This is a genomic window from Streptomyces sp. SM11 (genome assembly GCF_002910905.1).
In the GTDB taxonomy this organism is placed as follows: Bacteria; Actinomycetota; Actinomycetes; order Streptomycetales; family Streptomycetaceae; genus Streptomyces.
This window is the reverse complement of sequence record NZ_NEUE01000280.1, coordinates 1-14,938: the sequence shown is the minus strand read 5'-3', so window position 1 is coordinate 14,938 and position 14,938 is coordinate 1. Positions and strand designations below refer to the sequence as shown.

Annotated in this window: 10 protein-coding genes, 1 pseudogene and 1 riboswitch; of the genes and pseudogenes, 8 read left to right on the top strand and 3 right to left on the bottom strand. The window is 71.9% G+C overall.

Annotated elements, in window-relative coordinates:
* Window positions 1-408 precede the first annotated feature (408 nt).
* The 4 genes and pseudogenes from B9S58_RS39635 to cobF all read left to right on the top strand — a co-directional run.
* A pseudogene (locus B9S58_RS39635) lies at window positions 409-1,062 on the top strand (serine/threonine-protein kinase); the annotation flags it as partial.
* Entirely contained in the window at window positions 1,041-2,186 is a 1,146-nt protein-coding gene (locus B9S58_RS30835) for a PQQ-binding-like beta-propeller repeat protein (RefSeq protein ID WP_103535228.1), read from the top strand. The pseudogene B9S58_RS39635 and the gene B9S58_RS30835, both read left to right, overlap by 22 nt.
* A gap of 68 nt (window positions 2,187-2,254) precedes the next feature.
* Window positions 2,255-4,348 carry a protein kinase gene (locus B9S58_RS30830; protein ID WP_103535227.1) on the top strand — a complete coding sequence of 698 codons (2,094 nt, stop codon included), beginning with the start codon at window positions 2,255-2,257 and terminating at the stop codon, window positions 4,346-4,348.
* Window positions 4,349-4,510: 162 nt separating this feature from the next.
* Entirely contained in the window at window positions 4,511-5,383 is an 873-nt protein-coding gene (gene cobF / locus B9S58_RS30825; protein WP_103535226.1) for a precorrin-6A synthase (deacetylating), read from the top strand.
* A 63-nt stretch (window positions 5,384-5,446) separates the two neighbouring features.
* On the opposite strand, the gene B9S58_RS30820 is transcribed toward cobF, so the two are convergent.
* Window positions 5,447-5,644 carry a hypothetical protein gene (locus B9S58_RS30820; RefSeq protein ID WP_097870613.1) on the bottom strand — a complete coding sequence of 66 codons (198 nt, stop codon included), beginning with the start codon at window positions 5,642-5,644 and terminating at the stop codon, window positions 5,447-5,449.
* A 327-nt stretch (window positions 5,645-5,971) separates the two neighbouring features.
* Window positions 5,972-6,188, top strand: a riboswitch (cobalamin riboswitch).
* Window positions 6,189-6,353: 165 nt separating this feature from the next.
* Here B9S58_RS30820 and metE point away from each other — a divergent pair.
* The 4 genes from metE (at window position 6,354) to B9S58_RS30800 (ending at window position 13,050) form a co-directional block, all read left to right on the top strand.
* Window positions 6,354-8,678: a 5-methyltetrahydropteroyltriglutamate--homocysteine S-methyltransferase gene (gene metE / locus B9S58_RS30815; protein WP_103535225.1), complete on the top strand. Its 2,325-nt coding sequence runs from the start codon at window positions 6,354-6,356 to the stop codon at window positions 8,676-8,678.
* A gap of 125 nt (window positions 8,679-8,803) precedes the next feature.
* Complete coding sequence (locus tag B9S58_RS30810; protein WP_103535224.1) at window positions 8,804-9,769, top strand: immunity 49 family protein; 966 nt, start codon at window positions 8,804-8,806, stop codon at window positions 9,767-9,769.
* A gap of 211 nt (window positions 9,770-9,980) precedes the next feature.
* On the top strand, window positions 9,981-11,543 hold the full coding sequence (locus B9S58_RS30805) for an aminotransferase class V-fold PLP-dependent enzyme (protein WP_103535223.1): 1,563 nt from the start codon (window positions 9,981-9,983) through the stop codon (window positions 11,541-11,543).
* Window positions 11,544-11,610: 67 nt separating this feature from the next.
* Window positions 11,611-13,050, top strand: a complete 1,440-nt coding sequence (locus B9S58_RS30800) for a lysine N(6)-hydroxylase/L-ornithine N(5)-oxygenase family protein (protein WP_103535222.1) — start codon at window positions 11,611-11,613, stop codon at window positions 13,048-13,050.
* Window positions 13,051-13,114: 64 nt separating this feature from the next.
* Here the strand turns inward: B9S58_RS30800 and B9S58_RS30795 are convergent, their stop codons facing one another.
* Complete coding sequence (locus tag B9S58_RS30795) at window positions 13,115-14,077, bottom strand: electron transfer flavoprotein subunit alpha/FixB family protein (protein ID WP_103531571.1); 963 nt, start codon at window positions 14,075-14,077, stop codon at window positions 13,115-13,117.
* Window positions 14,078-14,140: 63 nt separating this feature from the next.
* The gene (locus B9S58_RS30790; RefSeq protein ID WP_103531570.1) at window positions 14,141-14,926 is read right to left on the bottom strand and encodes an electron transfer flavoprotein subunit beta/FixA family protein; all 786 of its coding nucleotides are present in this window, start codon (window positions 14,924-14,926) and stop codon (window positions 14,141-14,143) included.
* Window positions 14,927-14,938 lie beyond the last annotated feature (12 nt).

Sequence of the window (14,938 nt, the reverse complement as noted above, 5' to 3'; positions counted from 1 at the left end):
TTCGCTCGCAGGCGTCGGCGAAGCTGCCGCGGGCGGACTCGATCGCGGCGGGCGGGCGGTTCCCGGACCGGCGTGACGGCGCGGGTGCGCGGCGATGGGGTGGCGACGGAGCGGCGGCGTCGCGACCGGGACGGATGCCTGCCCGCGTACCGCGTCGCACCCCGACTGCCGGTCGATCAGGCTTGTTTGGCGGCCGGATCGACCATCGTCCCCGACCCGTGGGGTGGCCTGCGGCACGCCCGCATGCGAGGGTGATCACCGGATACGCCGTGATGACCAGTGACATCTCAACAGGGGGACGAGACGTGCAGGGGCGTCTGGCCGGAGCCACGCCATCACCACCCACGGTCCACGCCCCGGGCGTCGCCCGCACGCGCCCGACGATGTGCGGGCGGAGGGTACGACAGCATGCTCGGTGAACTCCTGGACCGTTCCCCCCGCCGTATCGGCCCCTACCGGATCCTCGCCCGCCTCGGCGCGGGCGGCATGGGCGAGGTGTATCTGGGGGCCGATACGCGGCCTCGGCGCGCCCACACCGGCCCGCAGCTCGTGGCCGTCAAGACGGTACGGGCGGAGCTGGTCGGCGACCCGGCGCTGCGCGACCGCTTCCGCCGGGAGACGGAGACGGCCCGCGCGGTGGACAGCCGATTCACGGCCCGGCTGCTCGCCGCGGACGCGGATGCGGCGGAGCCGTGGCTGGCCACCGAGTACGTGGCGGGGCCGACCCTGGAGCGGGCGGTCCGCGCGGCGGGCCCACTGCCTGTCGAGACGGTCCACCGCCTCGGTCTCGGCCTCGTACGGGCGCTGCGCGGCATCCACCACGCGCGGGTGCAGCACCCCGACCTGAAGCCGGCGAACATCCTGCTCGGCGCCGAAGGACCCAAGGTCATCGACTTCGGTATCGCCCGTGACTTCGGGGCCGGCACGATGACGGCGACCGGCGTGATGGTCGGGTCGCCGGGCTACATGTCGCCGGAGCACGTGCGGGGCGGACGGCATGTGGTGGCCGCGTCGGACATCTTCTGCCTGGCGTCGGTGCTGTGCTATGCGGCGAGCGGTACGCCTCCGTTCGAGGAGGGTCCGCTGGCCGCCGCGTGTTGCTGGTCTGCCGCACTTTGGACGGAGGCCTTGCGGCGGTCCGTGCGTCCGACGGGGAACCGCTGTGGAACGCGGCGTCGCCCGACCCGGGCGGCCTGCCGGCCCGGGGCAACCGTGGTATGCACATTCCGGGCAACGGCAGCGCCCCTCTGATCCAGGGCGACACAGTCGTCTCCGCCGAGGCCGGCATGGTCCGCGGCCGGTCCGCCGCCGACGGAGAAGTCCGCTGGGAACACGACACGGGTCTCGGGCGCGAGGCGGAGAGCGTCGGAAAGGCCCTGCTGGGCGACGGCATCGCGTTCTTCACCCTGCGCTTCGGGTCGAGTGCGACCGTCTACGCCTACGACGTCCGCACGGGGAAGCACCTCTGGAAGCGGTCCCTGGTGTCGCACGACGCGCCGTTGGTCGCATTCGGGATGTACGGCGCCGACGCGTTCACGGAGGGCAGGCTCATCACCCGGACGGACGGCGGGATGACCGCGTTCGACGCGAGGACCGGGGAGCCGACTCCCATGGGGGTGCCCGGGAACGGCTTGTGCGGTGCCGTGCTGGTGAACAACGGCTACATCTACTGCGACACCGAGAAGCCCGCGAAGGCCGGCGGAACAGGTGAAGAGATCACCGTGAAGCTGGACGCGGTGACTCTGCAGTCGGTCGACGAAGACGGTTCGCGCACCGTTCTCGGTGGGAACGGTGCGAAGGATGCGGTTCCCGCCTACGGCACGACGTACAGCGTGCGGTTCGGCGCCGATGGCCGTGTCGAGCTCACACCCCATGGCCCTCCGCACAAGACCCGCACGGTCGCCCCGCCCCGGAAGGAAGCGGAAAGTGGAAGAGGATTCCCCTCCATGAATCCGGTGATCGTCGGCAACACGGCGATGTTCGTCGACAACCGCCACCTCTACACACTGCCGTTGGACCGCGGTGAGCGGGCCCGGCACGAGATCGACGGCGGGCCGGGCGATCGAGGCCCGACCGGCCTCTACTCCGAGCACCTGGTCTGGGCGCCGCAAGTGATCTCTCTGGGCGGAGCGCTCTTCGTGATCTTCCACGACGGAACCGTGCGGTCCATGAAGCTTCCCGCCTGAGGCGCCCGTCCCCGACTGCTCAGCCATCCGGAACCCCTACCCTGCAACTGACTTGGAGCCCGTTCGCCGTGTTGCGCCCGCTCGACGCCGATGCCCCGTACCACGTGGGTCCGTACCGGCTGCTCGCCGGTCTCGGCTCGGGCGGCATGGGTACGGTCCACCTCGCCCTGCCGCCGGACGGCGGCCCCGACGACCTCGTCGCGCTGAAGACCGTCCGCCGTGACCTGGATCTGGAGGGCGACTTCAGGATCCGGTTCCGGCGCGAGGCGGAGGCGGCGCGTGCCGTACGCGGCCCGTACGTCTCCGCGCTCGTCGGCGCCGAACCGGAGGCCGAACGACCCTGGCTGGCCACCCAGTACGTCGCCGGGCCCTCGCTCGCCGATGCGGTGGCCCGGCACGGCCCGCTGCCCGTCGACGTGGTGCGCCGGCTCGGTGCGGACCTCGCGCGGGGGCTGGCCGCCGTGCACGGGGCGCGACTGGTGCACCGGGACCTGAAGCCGGCCAACGTCGTCCTCGGCGCCTCCGGCCCACGGCTCATCGACTTCGGCATCGCCCAGGCCTACGACGCGACGGCGCTGACCGCGACCGGCATCATGGTCGGCTCGCCGGGCTTCATGTCCCCCGAGCACATCGAGGGCGGCCGGTCGGTGACCTCCGCGTCCGACGTGTTCTGCCTCTGCGCCGTCCTCTGCTTCGCCGCCACGGGACACGGGCCGTTCGAGGACAGCGAACTCGCCGCGAGCGTGCACCGTATCGTGCAGGGCGAGGCTGAACGCGCGCATGTGCCCGAGGAATTGCGGGAGGTCGTGGCCGACTGCCTGCGACCGGAACCCGGCCGCTGCCCGACGACGGACGACCTGATCCGCACCCTGGACCCGGAGGCCGCGTCGGCCCGCCCGGGGGCCGTGCGGGTGCCCGGCCGGGAGCCCTTCCCCTGGCCGGACGGCGTGCTCGGCGCGATCCGCGCGTACGAGACGGCCGTGGGCCGGGCGCTCCTCGCACCCCCGGCACCCCGGAAGGCGCCCGCCGGACCGCCGCCCGACTCCGCCGCCGATCGCACCGCCCCCGTGGCCGTTGACACAACGGGCGACTTTGGACCGGACGCGCTGGACCGCACGCTGCAGCCCGAAGGCTGGCAGCCGTGGATCACGTCCGTCGAAGGAAAGGGCAGCGCGTCGCGTTGTTCGCTCAGCGGCACCGTGCTCGTCTGCGTCCTGTGGGACCAGGACAGCAGGTGGAGGCGCCTGGAGGCGAGGAACGCGGCCGACGGCACACCCGCGTGGCGCTATCCCGCCGACGACGGCGGAGAGGGCGTCGAATCATTGCCCTTCGTCGAACTGGACAGCCGGCACGTCTACACCACCTCGCCCGACGGTACCGGTGTCGACGTGCTCGATCTCGGCGAAGGGAAGCGGGTGGCCAGACTGCCGGGCCGCAAGGGGTACCAGTCGGCCGCTGCCCGGGTCCACGAAGGACAGCTCTTCGTCTCCTACGTCGCGGAGGGCGGGCTGGCCGAGGCCGGGGACGTGTTCCTCCGCGCGTATTCCGTCGAGGACCGCGAGAAGCAGTGGGAACGCGCCATGCCCTCCATGCGGGCCGACTCGTTGGACATCGCGGGCGACCGCCTCTGGCTGACCGGTGGGGACACACGCACCCTGGACCCGAAGACCGGCAAGGATCTGGACAGGATCTCCGATCACTGTCCCCGCCCGGGGCGGGGCGACCCGTACATCGCCTGTCTGGACGCGGTGCGGGAGACCCGAACGCTCAGGAAGGTCAGCGACACGCGTGTTGACATGCTGCACGGCGCGCGGCACGAAGAAGTGGTGTTCGTGCGAGGCAGCGGTACGGCGAAGGGCTCCGCGTACCTCAGTGCCCTCGACCCGCGGACCTGGCGCGAGCAGTGGTCGCTGACCTGGAACCACGAGGACTCCGTCATCGTGGCCGGTGACCGGGTCCTGGTGTTCGGGTCCGGCGGGCTGCGGGGGTTCGACCTGGAGCACGGCACGGCCGTGGCGAGCCGGTCCGCGTTCCGCGGCTGGCCTCGGGAGGGTGAGGCCGTCGACGCTCCCTTGATGCGGCCGTCCAGTCTCCTGGTGTCCGGCGGCTCCTTCTACCTGACCTTCGAGGACGGCACCCTGCTGTCCGCCCCCGTCCCCTGATGCGATGACGCAGGGCCTGTTGGGTGCGGCCGGCGTCCGCAGCCCGTACGCCACCCGCGCCGCCCTTCTGCCCGCGAACGCATGGCTGGACGTCCTGGCAGGTCCACCCCGTCCCGCTCCTGGCAGGTCCACCCCGTCCCGCTCCTGGCATGATCGGCCGACATGAGCGACGCACCCCGCCACATCCTCGTCATCGGCATGGGCGCCGGCGACCCCGACCACGTGACCCTCGCCGCGGTGAAGGCCATGCGCCGGGCCGACGTCTTCTTCGTGGTCGGCAAGGGAAAGGAGAAGGGGTCCCTGACCCGGCTGCGGCGGGACATCCTCGACGAACACCTCACCGGCCCCTACCGCGTCGTCGAGGCCGAGGACCCGTGGCGGGACCGCACCCAGCGGGACGGCGGGCGCTACGCCTCGGCGGTGCACGACTGGCGTCACCGCCGCGCCGACATCTGCGAACGCCTGATCATCGAGGAACTCGCGCCGGGACAGTGCGGAGCCTTCCTGGTGTGGGGCGACCCGTCCCTGTACGACAGCACCCTCGCGATCCTCGACGACATTCTGGGCCGGGGCACGGTGCAGTTCGGCCACGAGGTGATCCCCGGCATCAGTAGCGTCTCCGCTCTCGCCGCACGTCACCGCGTCACCCTGAACCAGGTCGGCGGCCCCATCCACATCACCCCCGGCAGGCGTCTCGCCCAGGGATTTCCCGAGGACGACGGCGACATCGTCGTGATGCTCGACGGCCACGAGAGCTTCACCCACCTGACGGGCAAGGGCCTGTGGATCCACTGGGGCGCGTATATCGGCACCCCCGACGAGATCCTGGTCTCCGGCCCGCTCGACGAGGTCGCCGGCCGGATCAGCCAGCTGCGCGCGGAGGCCCGCGAACGGCACGGCTGGATCATGGACACCTATCTGCTGCGCCGGGGGCCGGTCGACGCGGACAGTACGCAGAGCACGGGCGGCACCGGCGGTACGGCCGGTGCGGGCGGCGTGAACCGTACGGATGGCGCGGATCGTACGAACGGCTGAAAGGTCCGCGTCGAGGCGCGGGCGACCCCGGCCGCCGCACCTCGTCGTCGGACCGGTGCGGCGTCAGCCGCGGGACTCGTGCGCCCGGATCGCGCCGAGTCCGTGCCCCAGGCTGGGGCATTCGGCGGTCAGGTCGCTGCCCCGAACCAAGTAGTCGTGCACCCGGCCGTCCGTCGGCCGCTCGACGGCGCGATACAGCGTGCCGTTCACGGTGATCGTCCAGTCGTCGCCGTCCTGGGCCCACCCGACTGTCTTCTTCATCTGACGTTTCCGTTTCCTCGGTCGGCCTCGCCGCGGGTCGGCGGCCGTGTAGTGGGAAGAAGAACGGCTTGTGACGCTCTGTGGTTCCGCAGTCCCTACGCCATTCGGTTACATCTGTGTCACTGTCACGCCCAGTCGACCCGAGCGACCTGACCGGTGGTCAGCGAGCCACTGACGAACGGTCGAACGAACAGAGAACCTGCGCGTGGCCCGCGGTCGGCCGCCGCGCGGCACCCGGCCCGGCCCGGCGCCAAGTGAGGGCCGGGTCGTGTCCCACATCACCGTCCGAAGCGTGAACAACGGTGTGCGCCGGACAGAAGCCCCCTTAGGCTGACCGGTGCAGCTGGTTCGCCCTGTCCGCCAGACGGGGTGTCGTAAGAGGGAACCCGGTGGGAATCCGGGACTGCCCCGCAGCGGTGAGTGGGAACGACCGCCGTCATACGCACTGGGCCCGGCCGGGCCTGGGAAGCGACGGCCAGTAGGTGTCTGCCTCCGGCAGACGTGCCCGCGAGTCCGAAGACCTGCCCGCTGCCCGCACGCGACCGTTCGCGTGCGGAGATCCCGGTGACCTCGTGGGCGGGTCGGCGTAACCGTCAGGTGGACGGGCACGGTTCGCCGTGTCCCGGTGTCCGCCCTACGCGTCATCCCTTCGCGTCCGCGTCCCGTACCGGGATCTGCGACAGCAGACACGCTCGCGAAGGAGAGTCACGTGACAGCGAAGCCCGCAGCCGCGGCAGCACGGGCCACCGTGTACGGCTACCCCCGCCAGGGACAGCACCGTGAACTGAAGAAGGCCGTCGAGGGCTACTGGAAGGGCCGTGTCGGCGCGGACGCCCTCCGGCAGACCGCCGCCGAACTGCGCCGGGGAACCTGGCAGCAGCTCGCCGAGGTCGGCGTCCACGACGTGCCGACCGGTGACTTCTCGTACTACGACCATGTCCTGGACACCAGCGTCATGGTCGGCGCCGTTCCCGAGCGGCACCGCGAAGCCGTCCGCGCCGACGCCCTCGACGGCTACTTCGCCATGGCACGCGGCACGCAGGACGTCGCGCCGCTGGAGATGACGAAGTGGTTCGACACCAACTATCACTATCTGGTGCCCGAGTTGGGCCCGGACACGGTGTTCGCCGCCGACTCCGCCAAGCAGGTCGCGGAGTTCGGAGAAGCCCTGGCGCTCGGCCACACTCCGCGCCCGGTCCTCGTCGGCCCAGTCACCTACCTCCTGCTCGCCAAGGCCGCCCCCGGTGTGGCCGCCGACTTCGAGCCGCTGACCCTGCTGGACCGGCTGCTCCCCGTGTACGCCGAGGTCCTCGCCGACCTGCGTGCGGCGGGCGCGGAATGGGTGCAGCTGGACGAGCCCGCCCTCGTCCAGGACCGCACCCCGGCCGAGCTGAACGCCGCCGCCCGCGCCTACCGCGAGCTCGGCGAACTCACCGACCGGCCGAAGTTCCTGGTCGGCTCCTACTTCGGGCGGCTCGGCGAGGCGCTGCCGGTCCTCGCCAAGGCCCCCGTCGACGGGCTGGCGCTCGACTTCACCGAGTCCGGCGCCGGGAACCTCGACGCCCTCGCGGCGGCTGGCGGACTGCCCGGCAAGCGCCTGGTCGCCGGTGTCGTCAACGGCCGCAACGTCTGGATCAACGACTACGAGAAGTCCCTCGCCATCCTCGGCACCCTCCTCGGCCTCGCCGACCGGGTCGACGTTTCCGCCTCCTGCTCCCTGCTGCACGTCCCGCTGGACGCGGACGCCGAGCACGACATCGACCCGCGGATCGCCCGCTGGCTCGCCTTTGCCAAGCAGAAGGCCCAGGAGATCGTCGTCCTGGCGCGTGGTCTGTCCGGTGGCACCGGGGCCATCGCCGCCGAACTCGCTGCCAACCGGGCCGACCTGGCCTCCCGCACCGACGCCGTCATCGCCCGCGACCTGGCCGTCCGGGCCCGTACGGCGGCCATCACCGAAGCCGACGGCCGCCGCTCCGAGCCGTACGCCGAGCGGACCGTCGCCCAGCGTGCCCACCTCGGGCTGCCATTGTTGCCGACGACCACCATCGGCTCGTTCCCGCAGACCACCGAACTGCGCACCGCCCGCGCGGACCTGAGTGCCGGTCGCATCGACGAGGCGGGTTACGAGGAGCGCATCAAGGACGAGATCAGCGAGGTCCTCTCCTTCCAGGAGAAGGCCGGGCTGGACGTTCTCGTGCATGGTGAGCCCGAACGCAACGACATGGTCCAGTACTTCGCCGAGCAGCTCACCGGCTACCTCGCCACCCGGCACGGCTGGGTCCAGTCCTACGGCACCCGCTACGTCCGGCCGCCGGTCCTCGCGGGTGACGTCTCGCGTCCCGAGCCGATGACGGTGCGCTGGACCACGTACGCGCAGTCGTTGACCGAGCGCCCCGTCAAGGGCATGCTCACCGGCCCGGTCACCATGCTCGCCTGGTCCTTCGTCCGTGACGACCAGCCGCTGGGCGAGACAGCCCGCCAGGTGGCCCTCGCCCTGCGCGACGAGGTGAACGATCTGGAGGCGAGCGGCACTTCGGTCATCCAGGTCGACGAGCCGGCCCTGCGCGAGACGCTCCCGCTGCGGGCCGCCGAGCACGCCGCGTACCTGGAGTGGGCGACCGAGTCCTTCCGGCTCGCCACCGCCGGCGTGCGGCCGGACACCCAGATCCACACCCACATGTGCTACGCGGAGTTCGGCGACATCGTCCAGGCCATCGACGACCTCGACGCCGACGTCATCAGCCTGGAGGCCGCCCGCTCCCACATGCGGGTCGCCCGAGAACTGGCCCTCCACGGCTACCCCCGTGAGGCCGGACCCGGCGTCTACGACATCCACTCGCCGCGCATCCCCAGCACGGAAGAGGCAGCGGCTCTGCTGCGCGGGGGACTTGAGGCCATTCCGGCCGAGCGCCTGTGGGTGAACCCCGACTGCGGCCTGAAGACCCGTGGCTGGCCCGAGACCCGGGCCTCCCTGGAGAACCTGGTCGCCGCCGCGCGGGAGATCCGCGCGGAGCTGCCCACCGAAGCGGCGTGAGACCGGCCCGGTGCGGGACGGCCGCCGCCGCCCCGCACCGGGCCGCACCCGTACGGACCGGCGGGTGTCCGAGCCCGCTGATAGCGTGCCGCTTCCGGATCGAAGGTCACGAAAGGACGGGGTACGTGCGGGAAGTGACGTGTCATGAGGTGGACGCCAGGCGCCTGGACGAGGCGTCGGAGGGCATCGTCGGGCGCGTCGCGGGTCGGTGGCATCTGATGCGTTACGACGACCCGGCCCCCAGACGCATGGCCGAAGCGGCCGACGAACTGCTCGACCACGTCGCCGCCCGCGCTGTGCGGGAGGCCGCGCTCGACGATGTGGCGCGCTCCGCGCTGCGCACGGCGGCGGAGTGCCGCATGGGGGAGTTGAGCGTCGGCTGCTTTCCCGACGGCGACCAGGAGATCCCCTTCCCGCTGATCGGTGAGAAGCTCAGCACCGAGGACATATCCTTCAGCGCTGCCTTCGGTCACGCGGGCGCGCAGGCCCCCTCGGTCCGGACCTGGCTCGACGCCTTCGCGACCTCCCTGGTCAGCGGACTCGTATGGGACTGGCAGCGGGTGGTCGGCCTGCTGCTGTGGGACGACTACGCGCCCGAGATCCACGAAGGAGTGCCGTACTCACCGCTCGCCTCTTCATCGGACCCGGCGGATCTCGCCGCGATGGACGCTCTGTGCCTCTACCTGACCTGGGCGGAGGGCCCCCAGCCCCGCCACTGGCCCACCGTGCCGCTGCGCAAGCCCGATGCCGTCGAGCGGGCACAAGCGGCCGCCGTGCTGGACGCCGCGGGCACACCGACCCCTGATCGGCGGCTGCTGCGCGTGCTCCTCGACGACGAACAGCAGGCATTCGAGCAGGCGTTGGCGGTCCGGCTCGACACCTACCGGGAGGGTGTGGGGCCCCACCCGGCCCCCCGCACCCTGCTGCCGCTCGATGCCCTCGCCCTGGCCGCCCTCGCCGTCCAGGTGCACGGATGGGAACTCGGCGTACGATCCGGCTATCTGCCGCCCGATCTGCTGGGCTCCACGGACGCGCTGCGCCGGGCAGCGGAGGCGGGTCCCAACAACTTCGGCCCCTGGTATGCGAAGTAGCTTCCATGACCCGGCGGGCCGCCTGTCGTTCGCACCCTCGGAGTTAGGTTAGCCTAACCGCTGAATGTCCGGTGGTGGATCTTCCGCCCCGGTGTCGCCCTGCGCGTGGACCCCGCTTCCGTACGACCCGCCGCGCACTCCGACCGAAGGGCTTCGCTATGCCGCCTGCTCCGCTCCCACTCCCCGGTGGACCTTCCTTGGAACGTGGGGCGTGAGCGCCGGTACGCCGTCGGCACCCGGCGCGAAGGGCGTGCGGGGAGGCCTCGTCGCGGGCGGTGTGCACGGGCCGGGACGGCTGCGGGACCTCACCGCGATCGTCCTGGACGCGCTGGAGAACGCCGCCCGCGCCCGGGGCGGGCCGCTGCCCGCCGGAGGGCCCGAGGCCGTGGCCCTGAGTACCCGCGCCCTCTGCGCCCCGGTCCTGCCGGAGAAGGGCGTCGGCCCCGAAGCCGCGCTCGGGGACCTGGTCCGCGCGGTCGCGGAAGGGGCCGCCGATCCGGCCGACCCCGCCTGCGTCGCGCATCTGCACTGCCCGCCGCTCGCCGTGGCCGTCGCGGCGGACCTGGCGGGGGCGGCCCTCAACCCCTCCATGGACTCCTGGGACCAGGCGCCCGCCGCCGGAGTGATCGAGGAGCTGACCACCGCCGCACTGGCCCGGCTCGTCCACCCGACGGCCCCGGCCCCTGACGCGCTCATCACCAGTGGTGGCACCGAGTCCAACCTGGTCGCCCTGCTCCTCGCCCGGGAACGAGCGGCACAGGGAGCGACATCCCCTTCCCTGCGGGTGGTGACCGGTGCCAACGCCCACCACAGCGTCCACCGCGCCGCCTGGATACTCGGTCTGCCCGCTCCCACGGTCGTCGCCTGCCGCGACGGCCGGATCGACCCGGCCGCCCTGGACCGCGCCCTGGCCGCCCTCGCCGGAGCGCCGGTCCTGGTCGTCGCCACCGCCGGAACGACCGACGAGGGGCGCGTCGACCCGCTCCCGGAGATCGTTCGCATCGCCGAACGGCACGCGGCGCAGCTCCACGTCGATGCCGCGTACGGTGGTCCGCTGCTGTTCAGCGAGCGCCTGGCGCCTCAGCTCGCGGGGCTGGAGCACGCCGCTTCCGTAACGTTCGACCTGCACAAACTCGGCTGGCAGCCGGTCGCCGCCGGGGTGCTGGCCGTCGCGGACGTCGGGATGCTCGCGCCGCTTTCCCTGCGCGCCGACTACCTCAACGCCGACGACGACACGGAGGCCGGACTTCCAGACCTGCTGGGCCGCTCGATCCGCACGACCCGGCGCCCCGACGCCCTGAAGATGGCGGTGACTTTCCGGGCGCTCGGACGCCGTGGACTCGGCGAACTGGTGGAGCACTGCGTGCGTACGGCCCACGAGTTCGGCGAGGCCGTGGACGCGCGACCCGCACTGCGCCGTCGGCCCGGCGGGATCGGGATCAGCACCGTGCTGTTCCGGCCGACGGTGGCCGACGCGCTGCCCGACGAGGCGGGCGACGCCGTGGTCGCCGCTGTCCGCCGCACTCTGCTCGCCGAGGGACGCGCCGTCCTGGGCCGAGCGGTGGCGGAGGACGGCGACGGCCGGCTCCGCCTGTGGCTGAAGGCCACCCTGCTGCACCCGAGTGCCGCGACGGCCGACCTGCTTCCGCTGCTCGACCTCGTCACGGCGGCGGCGGACCGTGCCGCGACCGAAGCCGCGGCGGACCGTGCTGTGAGCGAAGGCCCGTCGGCCGAAGGTACCGATGCCCCTGCCGCGGAAAGGCTGTCGCCATGACGTTGACGATGCGCTCGACTCGACCGGGACGACCCCCTGCCCCAGCGATCCCCGCCGGAGGAACCCGATGACGCCCGGACCGCGCATGCCGCCCCTCGATCTGCTGGGGGTGGGGGCAGGGCCCTTCAACCTCTCGCTCGCCGCGCTCGCCGACGGCGTCCCCGGGCTGCGCACCGTCTTCCACGAACAGCGCGCCGCCTTCCACTGGCACCCCGGGCTGCTCATCGGGGGCGCGACCCTCCAAGTGCCTTTCCTCGCCGATCTGGTGAGTCTCGTCGAGCCCACCAGCCCCTGGTCCTACCTCAATTACCTCAAGATCCGCCGCAGGCTCTTCCCGTTCTACTTCGCCGAGCGCTTGCACATCCACCGCCTCGAGTTCGACAGCTATCTGCGCTGGGTGAGCACCGAACTCCCCGCCACCCGCTTCGGCCACCGGGTCGACGCAGTGGCGTGGGACCCCGGACAGGACGCGTTCGCCGTGGAGTTCACCCGGGTGGGACCCGACGGGGAGACCCTCACGACCGGGCTCGCTCACGCCCGCAACCTCGCCCTCGGTGTCGGCACGGCGCCCCACGTCCCCGAGCCGCTGCGGGAGCTGGCCCGGGACCCGGCCGCCGTCGTCCTGCACTCCGCGGACTACCTCTCCCAGCGGGACCGGCTGCTGGCCGCCCGCCACATCACCGTCGTCGGATCGGGCCAGTCGGGCGCCGAAGTCCTGCTGGACCTGCTGCGGTCCCGGCCCGAGGGGGCGGAGGGGCTGACCTGGCTGGCCCGTACGCCGGCGTTCGCGCCCATGGAGTACAGCAAGATCGGCCTGGAGCAGTTCACCCCCGACTACACCCGCTACTTCCACGGACTTCCGCAGGCCACCCGGGACCGGCTCCTGCCCCGCCAGTGGCAGCTGTACAAGGGCGTCAGCGGGGACACGCTCGGGGACATCCACGACGAGCTGTACCGGCGCAGCCTCGGCGGCGGCTGGCCCGACGTCACGCTGACCCCCGGCATCGAGGTCACCGGCGCCGCCACCACCGGGGCGGGGCGCGTCGAACTGAGCGTCGAGCACGGTCAGCAGGAGGCGCGTGGCCGGCTCGTCACCGACGCCGTCGTCCTCGCCACCGGCTACCGGGAGCGCCCCGTCGACAAGCTGCTCGCCGCTCTCGACCCGTACATCGTCCGCGACGAGGCCGGACGTCCGCAGGTCGACCCGGCCCAACGGCTCGTCCTCGCACCGGAGATCACCGGTTCCGTCTTCGTGCAGAACGCCGAACGGCACACTCACGGCGTCGGCGCACCGGACCTGGGCCTGGCCGCCTGGCGTTCCGCCGTCATCGTCAACGCGCTGACGGGCAAGGAGTTCTACCCACTGCCCGAGCGCACGGCCTTCACCACGTTCGGGCTCGGCACACAGGACCGTGAGGACCGGGACCCGAATGACCGGGACCGGAACGACCGGGACCGTGACGACCGGGACATGTCGTCACGCCCGGCCGCCGAAGAACGACGGTGAAGACGCGGACGGGCCGCACGGTGGGGTTCACCGTGCGGCCCGGGGCGGGTCTGTTCTCCGGGGATCAGCCCTTGCGGGCGTTGATCTCCTCGGTGAGCTGGGGGACGACGGCGAAGAGGTCGCCGACGACGCCGTAGTCGACGAGTTCGAAGATCGGGGCCTCGGCGTCCTTGTTGATCGCGACGATCGTCTTCGAGGTCTGCATGCCCGCCCGGTGCTGGATCGCACCGGAGATGCCCGAGGCGATGTACAGCTGCGGGGAGACCGACTTGCCCGTCTGCCCGACCTGGGAGGTGTGCGGGTACCAGCCCGCGTCCACCGCCGCACGCGAAGCGCCCACCGCGGCACCCAGACTGTCCGCGAGCGCCTCGATGACGGGGAAGTTCTCCGCACCGTTGACCCCACGGCCACCCGAGACCACGATCGCCGCCTCCGTCAGCTCCGGGCGCCCGGTCGACTCACGCGGCGTCCGCGAGGTGACCCTCGTACCCGTCGCCGCGGCACCGAACGACACCGGCAGCGCCTCGACCGCACCCGCCGCCGGGGCCGGCTCCACGGGAGCCGAGTTCGGCTTCACCGTGATCACCGGAACCCCCCTGGAGACCCGGGACCTCGTCGCGTACGAGGCGGCGAACGCCGCCTGCGTCGCCACGACACCCTCCTCACCGGCCTCCAGATCAGTGGCGTCCGTGATGATCCCGGAGCCGGCCCGCAGCGCGAGCCGCGCCGCGATCTCCTTGCCCTCCGCCGAGGACACCACCAGAACAGCCACCGGCGAGACCGCCTCGAACGCGGCCTGCAGCGCATCGACCTTCGGGACCACCAGGTACTCCGCGAACTCCGGGGCGTCCGAGGTCAGGACCCTCACCGCACCGTGCTCACCCAGCACCGACGCCGTCGCCCCCGCACCCGCACCCAGCGCGACGGCGACCGGGTCACCGATCCGACGCGCCAGCGTCAGCAGCTCCAGCGTGGGCTTACGGACCGCACCGTCCACATGATCGACCAGAACAAGAACTTCAGCCATGACAACGCACTCCAGAAAGAGAAGAGAGAGGGAGAGGGAGAGGGAAGAGGAACGGCACGGGACCTAGATGAACTTCTGGCCCGCGAGGAACCCGGCGAGCTGCCGGCCGCCCTCACCCTCGTCCTTCACGATCGTGCCCGCCGTACGCGCCGGGCGCTCCGTCGCGGAGTCCACCGCCGTCCACGCACCCGCCAGACCCACCTCGTCCGCGTCCAGACCCAGATCGTCCAGGTCCAGCGACTCGACCGGCTTCTTCTTCGCCGCCATGATCCCCTTGAACGACGGGTAGCGCGCCTCACCGGACTGGTCGGTCACCGACACCACCGCCGGAAGCGAAGCCTCCAACTGCTCGGAAGCCGTGTCACCGTCACGCCGCCCCGTCACGACACCCCCGTCCACCGCGACCTCGGACAGCAGCGTCACCTGCGGCACACCCAGACGCTCCGCCAGCAGCGCCGGCAGCACACCCATCACACCGTCCGTCGACGCCATCCCGCAGACCACCAGGTCATACCCGGCCTTCTCCACAGCCTTCGCCAGCACCAGCGACGTCCCCATCACATCGCTGCCGTGCAGACCGTCGTCCTCGACGTGCACCGCCCTGTCCGCACCCATCGACAACGCCTTGCGCAACGCGTCCTTGGCATCCTCCGGACCCACCGTCACCACGGTGATCTCCGCATCGTCCGCCTCGCCGGCGATCTGCAACGCCTGCTCGACCGCGTACTCGTCCAGCTCCGACAACAGACCGTCGACATCCTCACGGTCCAGCGTCAGGTCATCGGCGAAACGCCGGTCACCGGTCGCGTCGGGCACGTACTTCACACAGACAACGATCCTCAAGCTCACGCCGGCTCTCCT

Bases quoted from the DNA above. Each gene is read 5' to 3' on its own strand.
- B9S58_RS30800 (WP_103535222.1), top strand. From the start codon at position 11,611: ATGACGCCCGGACCGCGCATGCCGCCCCTCGATCTGCTGGGGGTGGGG.
- cobF (WP_103535226.1), top strand. From the start codon at position 4,511: ATGAGCGACGCACCCCGCCACATCCTCGTCATCGGCATGGGCGCCGGC.
- B9S58_RS30820 (WP_097870613.1), bottom strand. From the start codon at position 5,644: ATGAAGAAGACAGTCGGGTGGGCCCAGGACGGCGACGACTGGACGATC.
- B9S58_RS30795 (WP_103531571.1), bottom strand. From the start codon at position 14,077: ATGGCTGAAGTTCTTGTTCTGGTCGATCATGTGGACGGTGCGGTCCGT.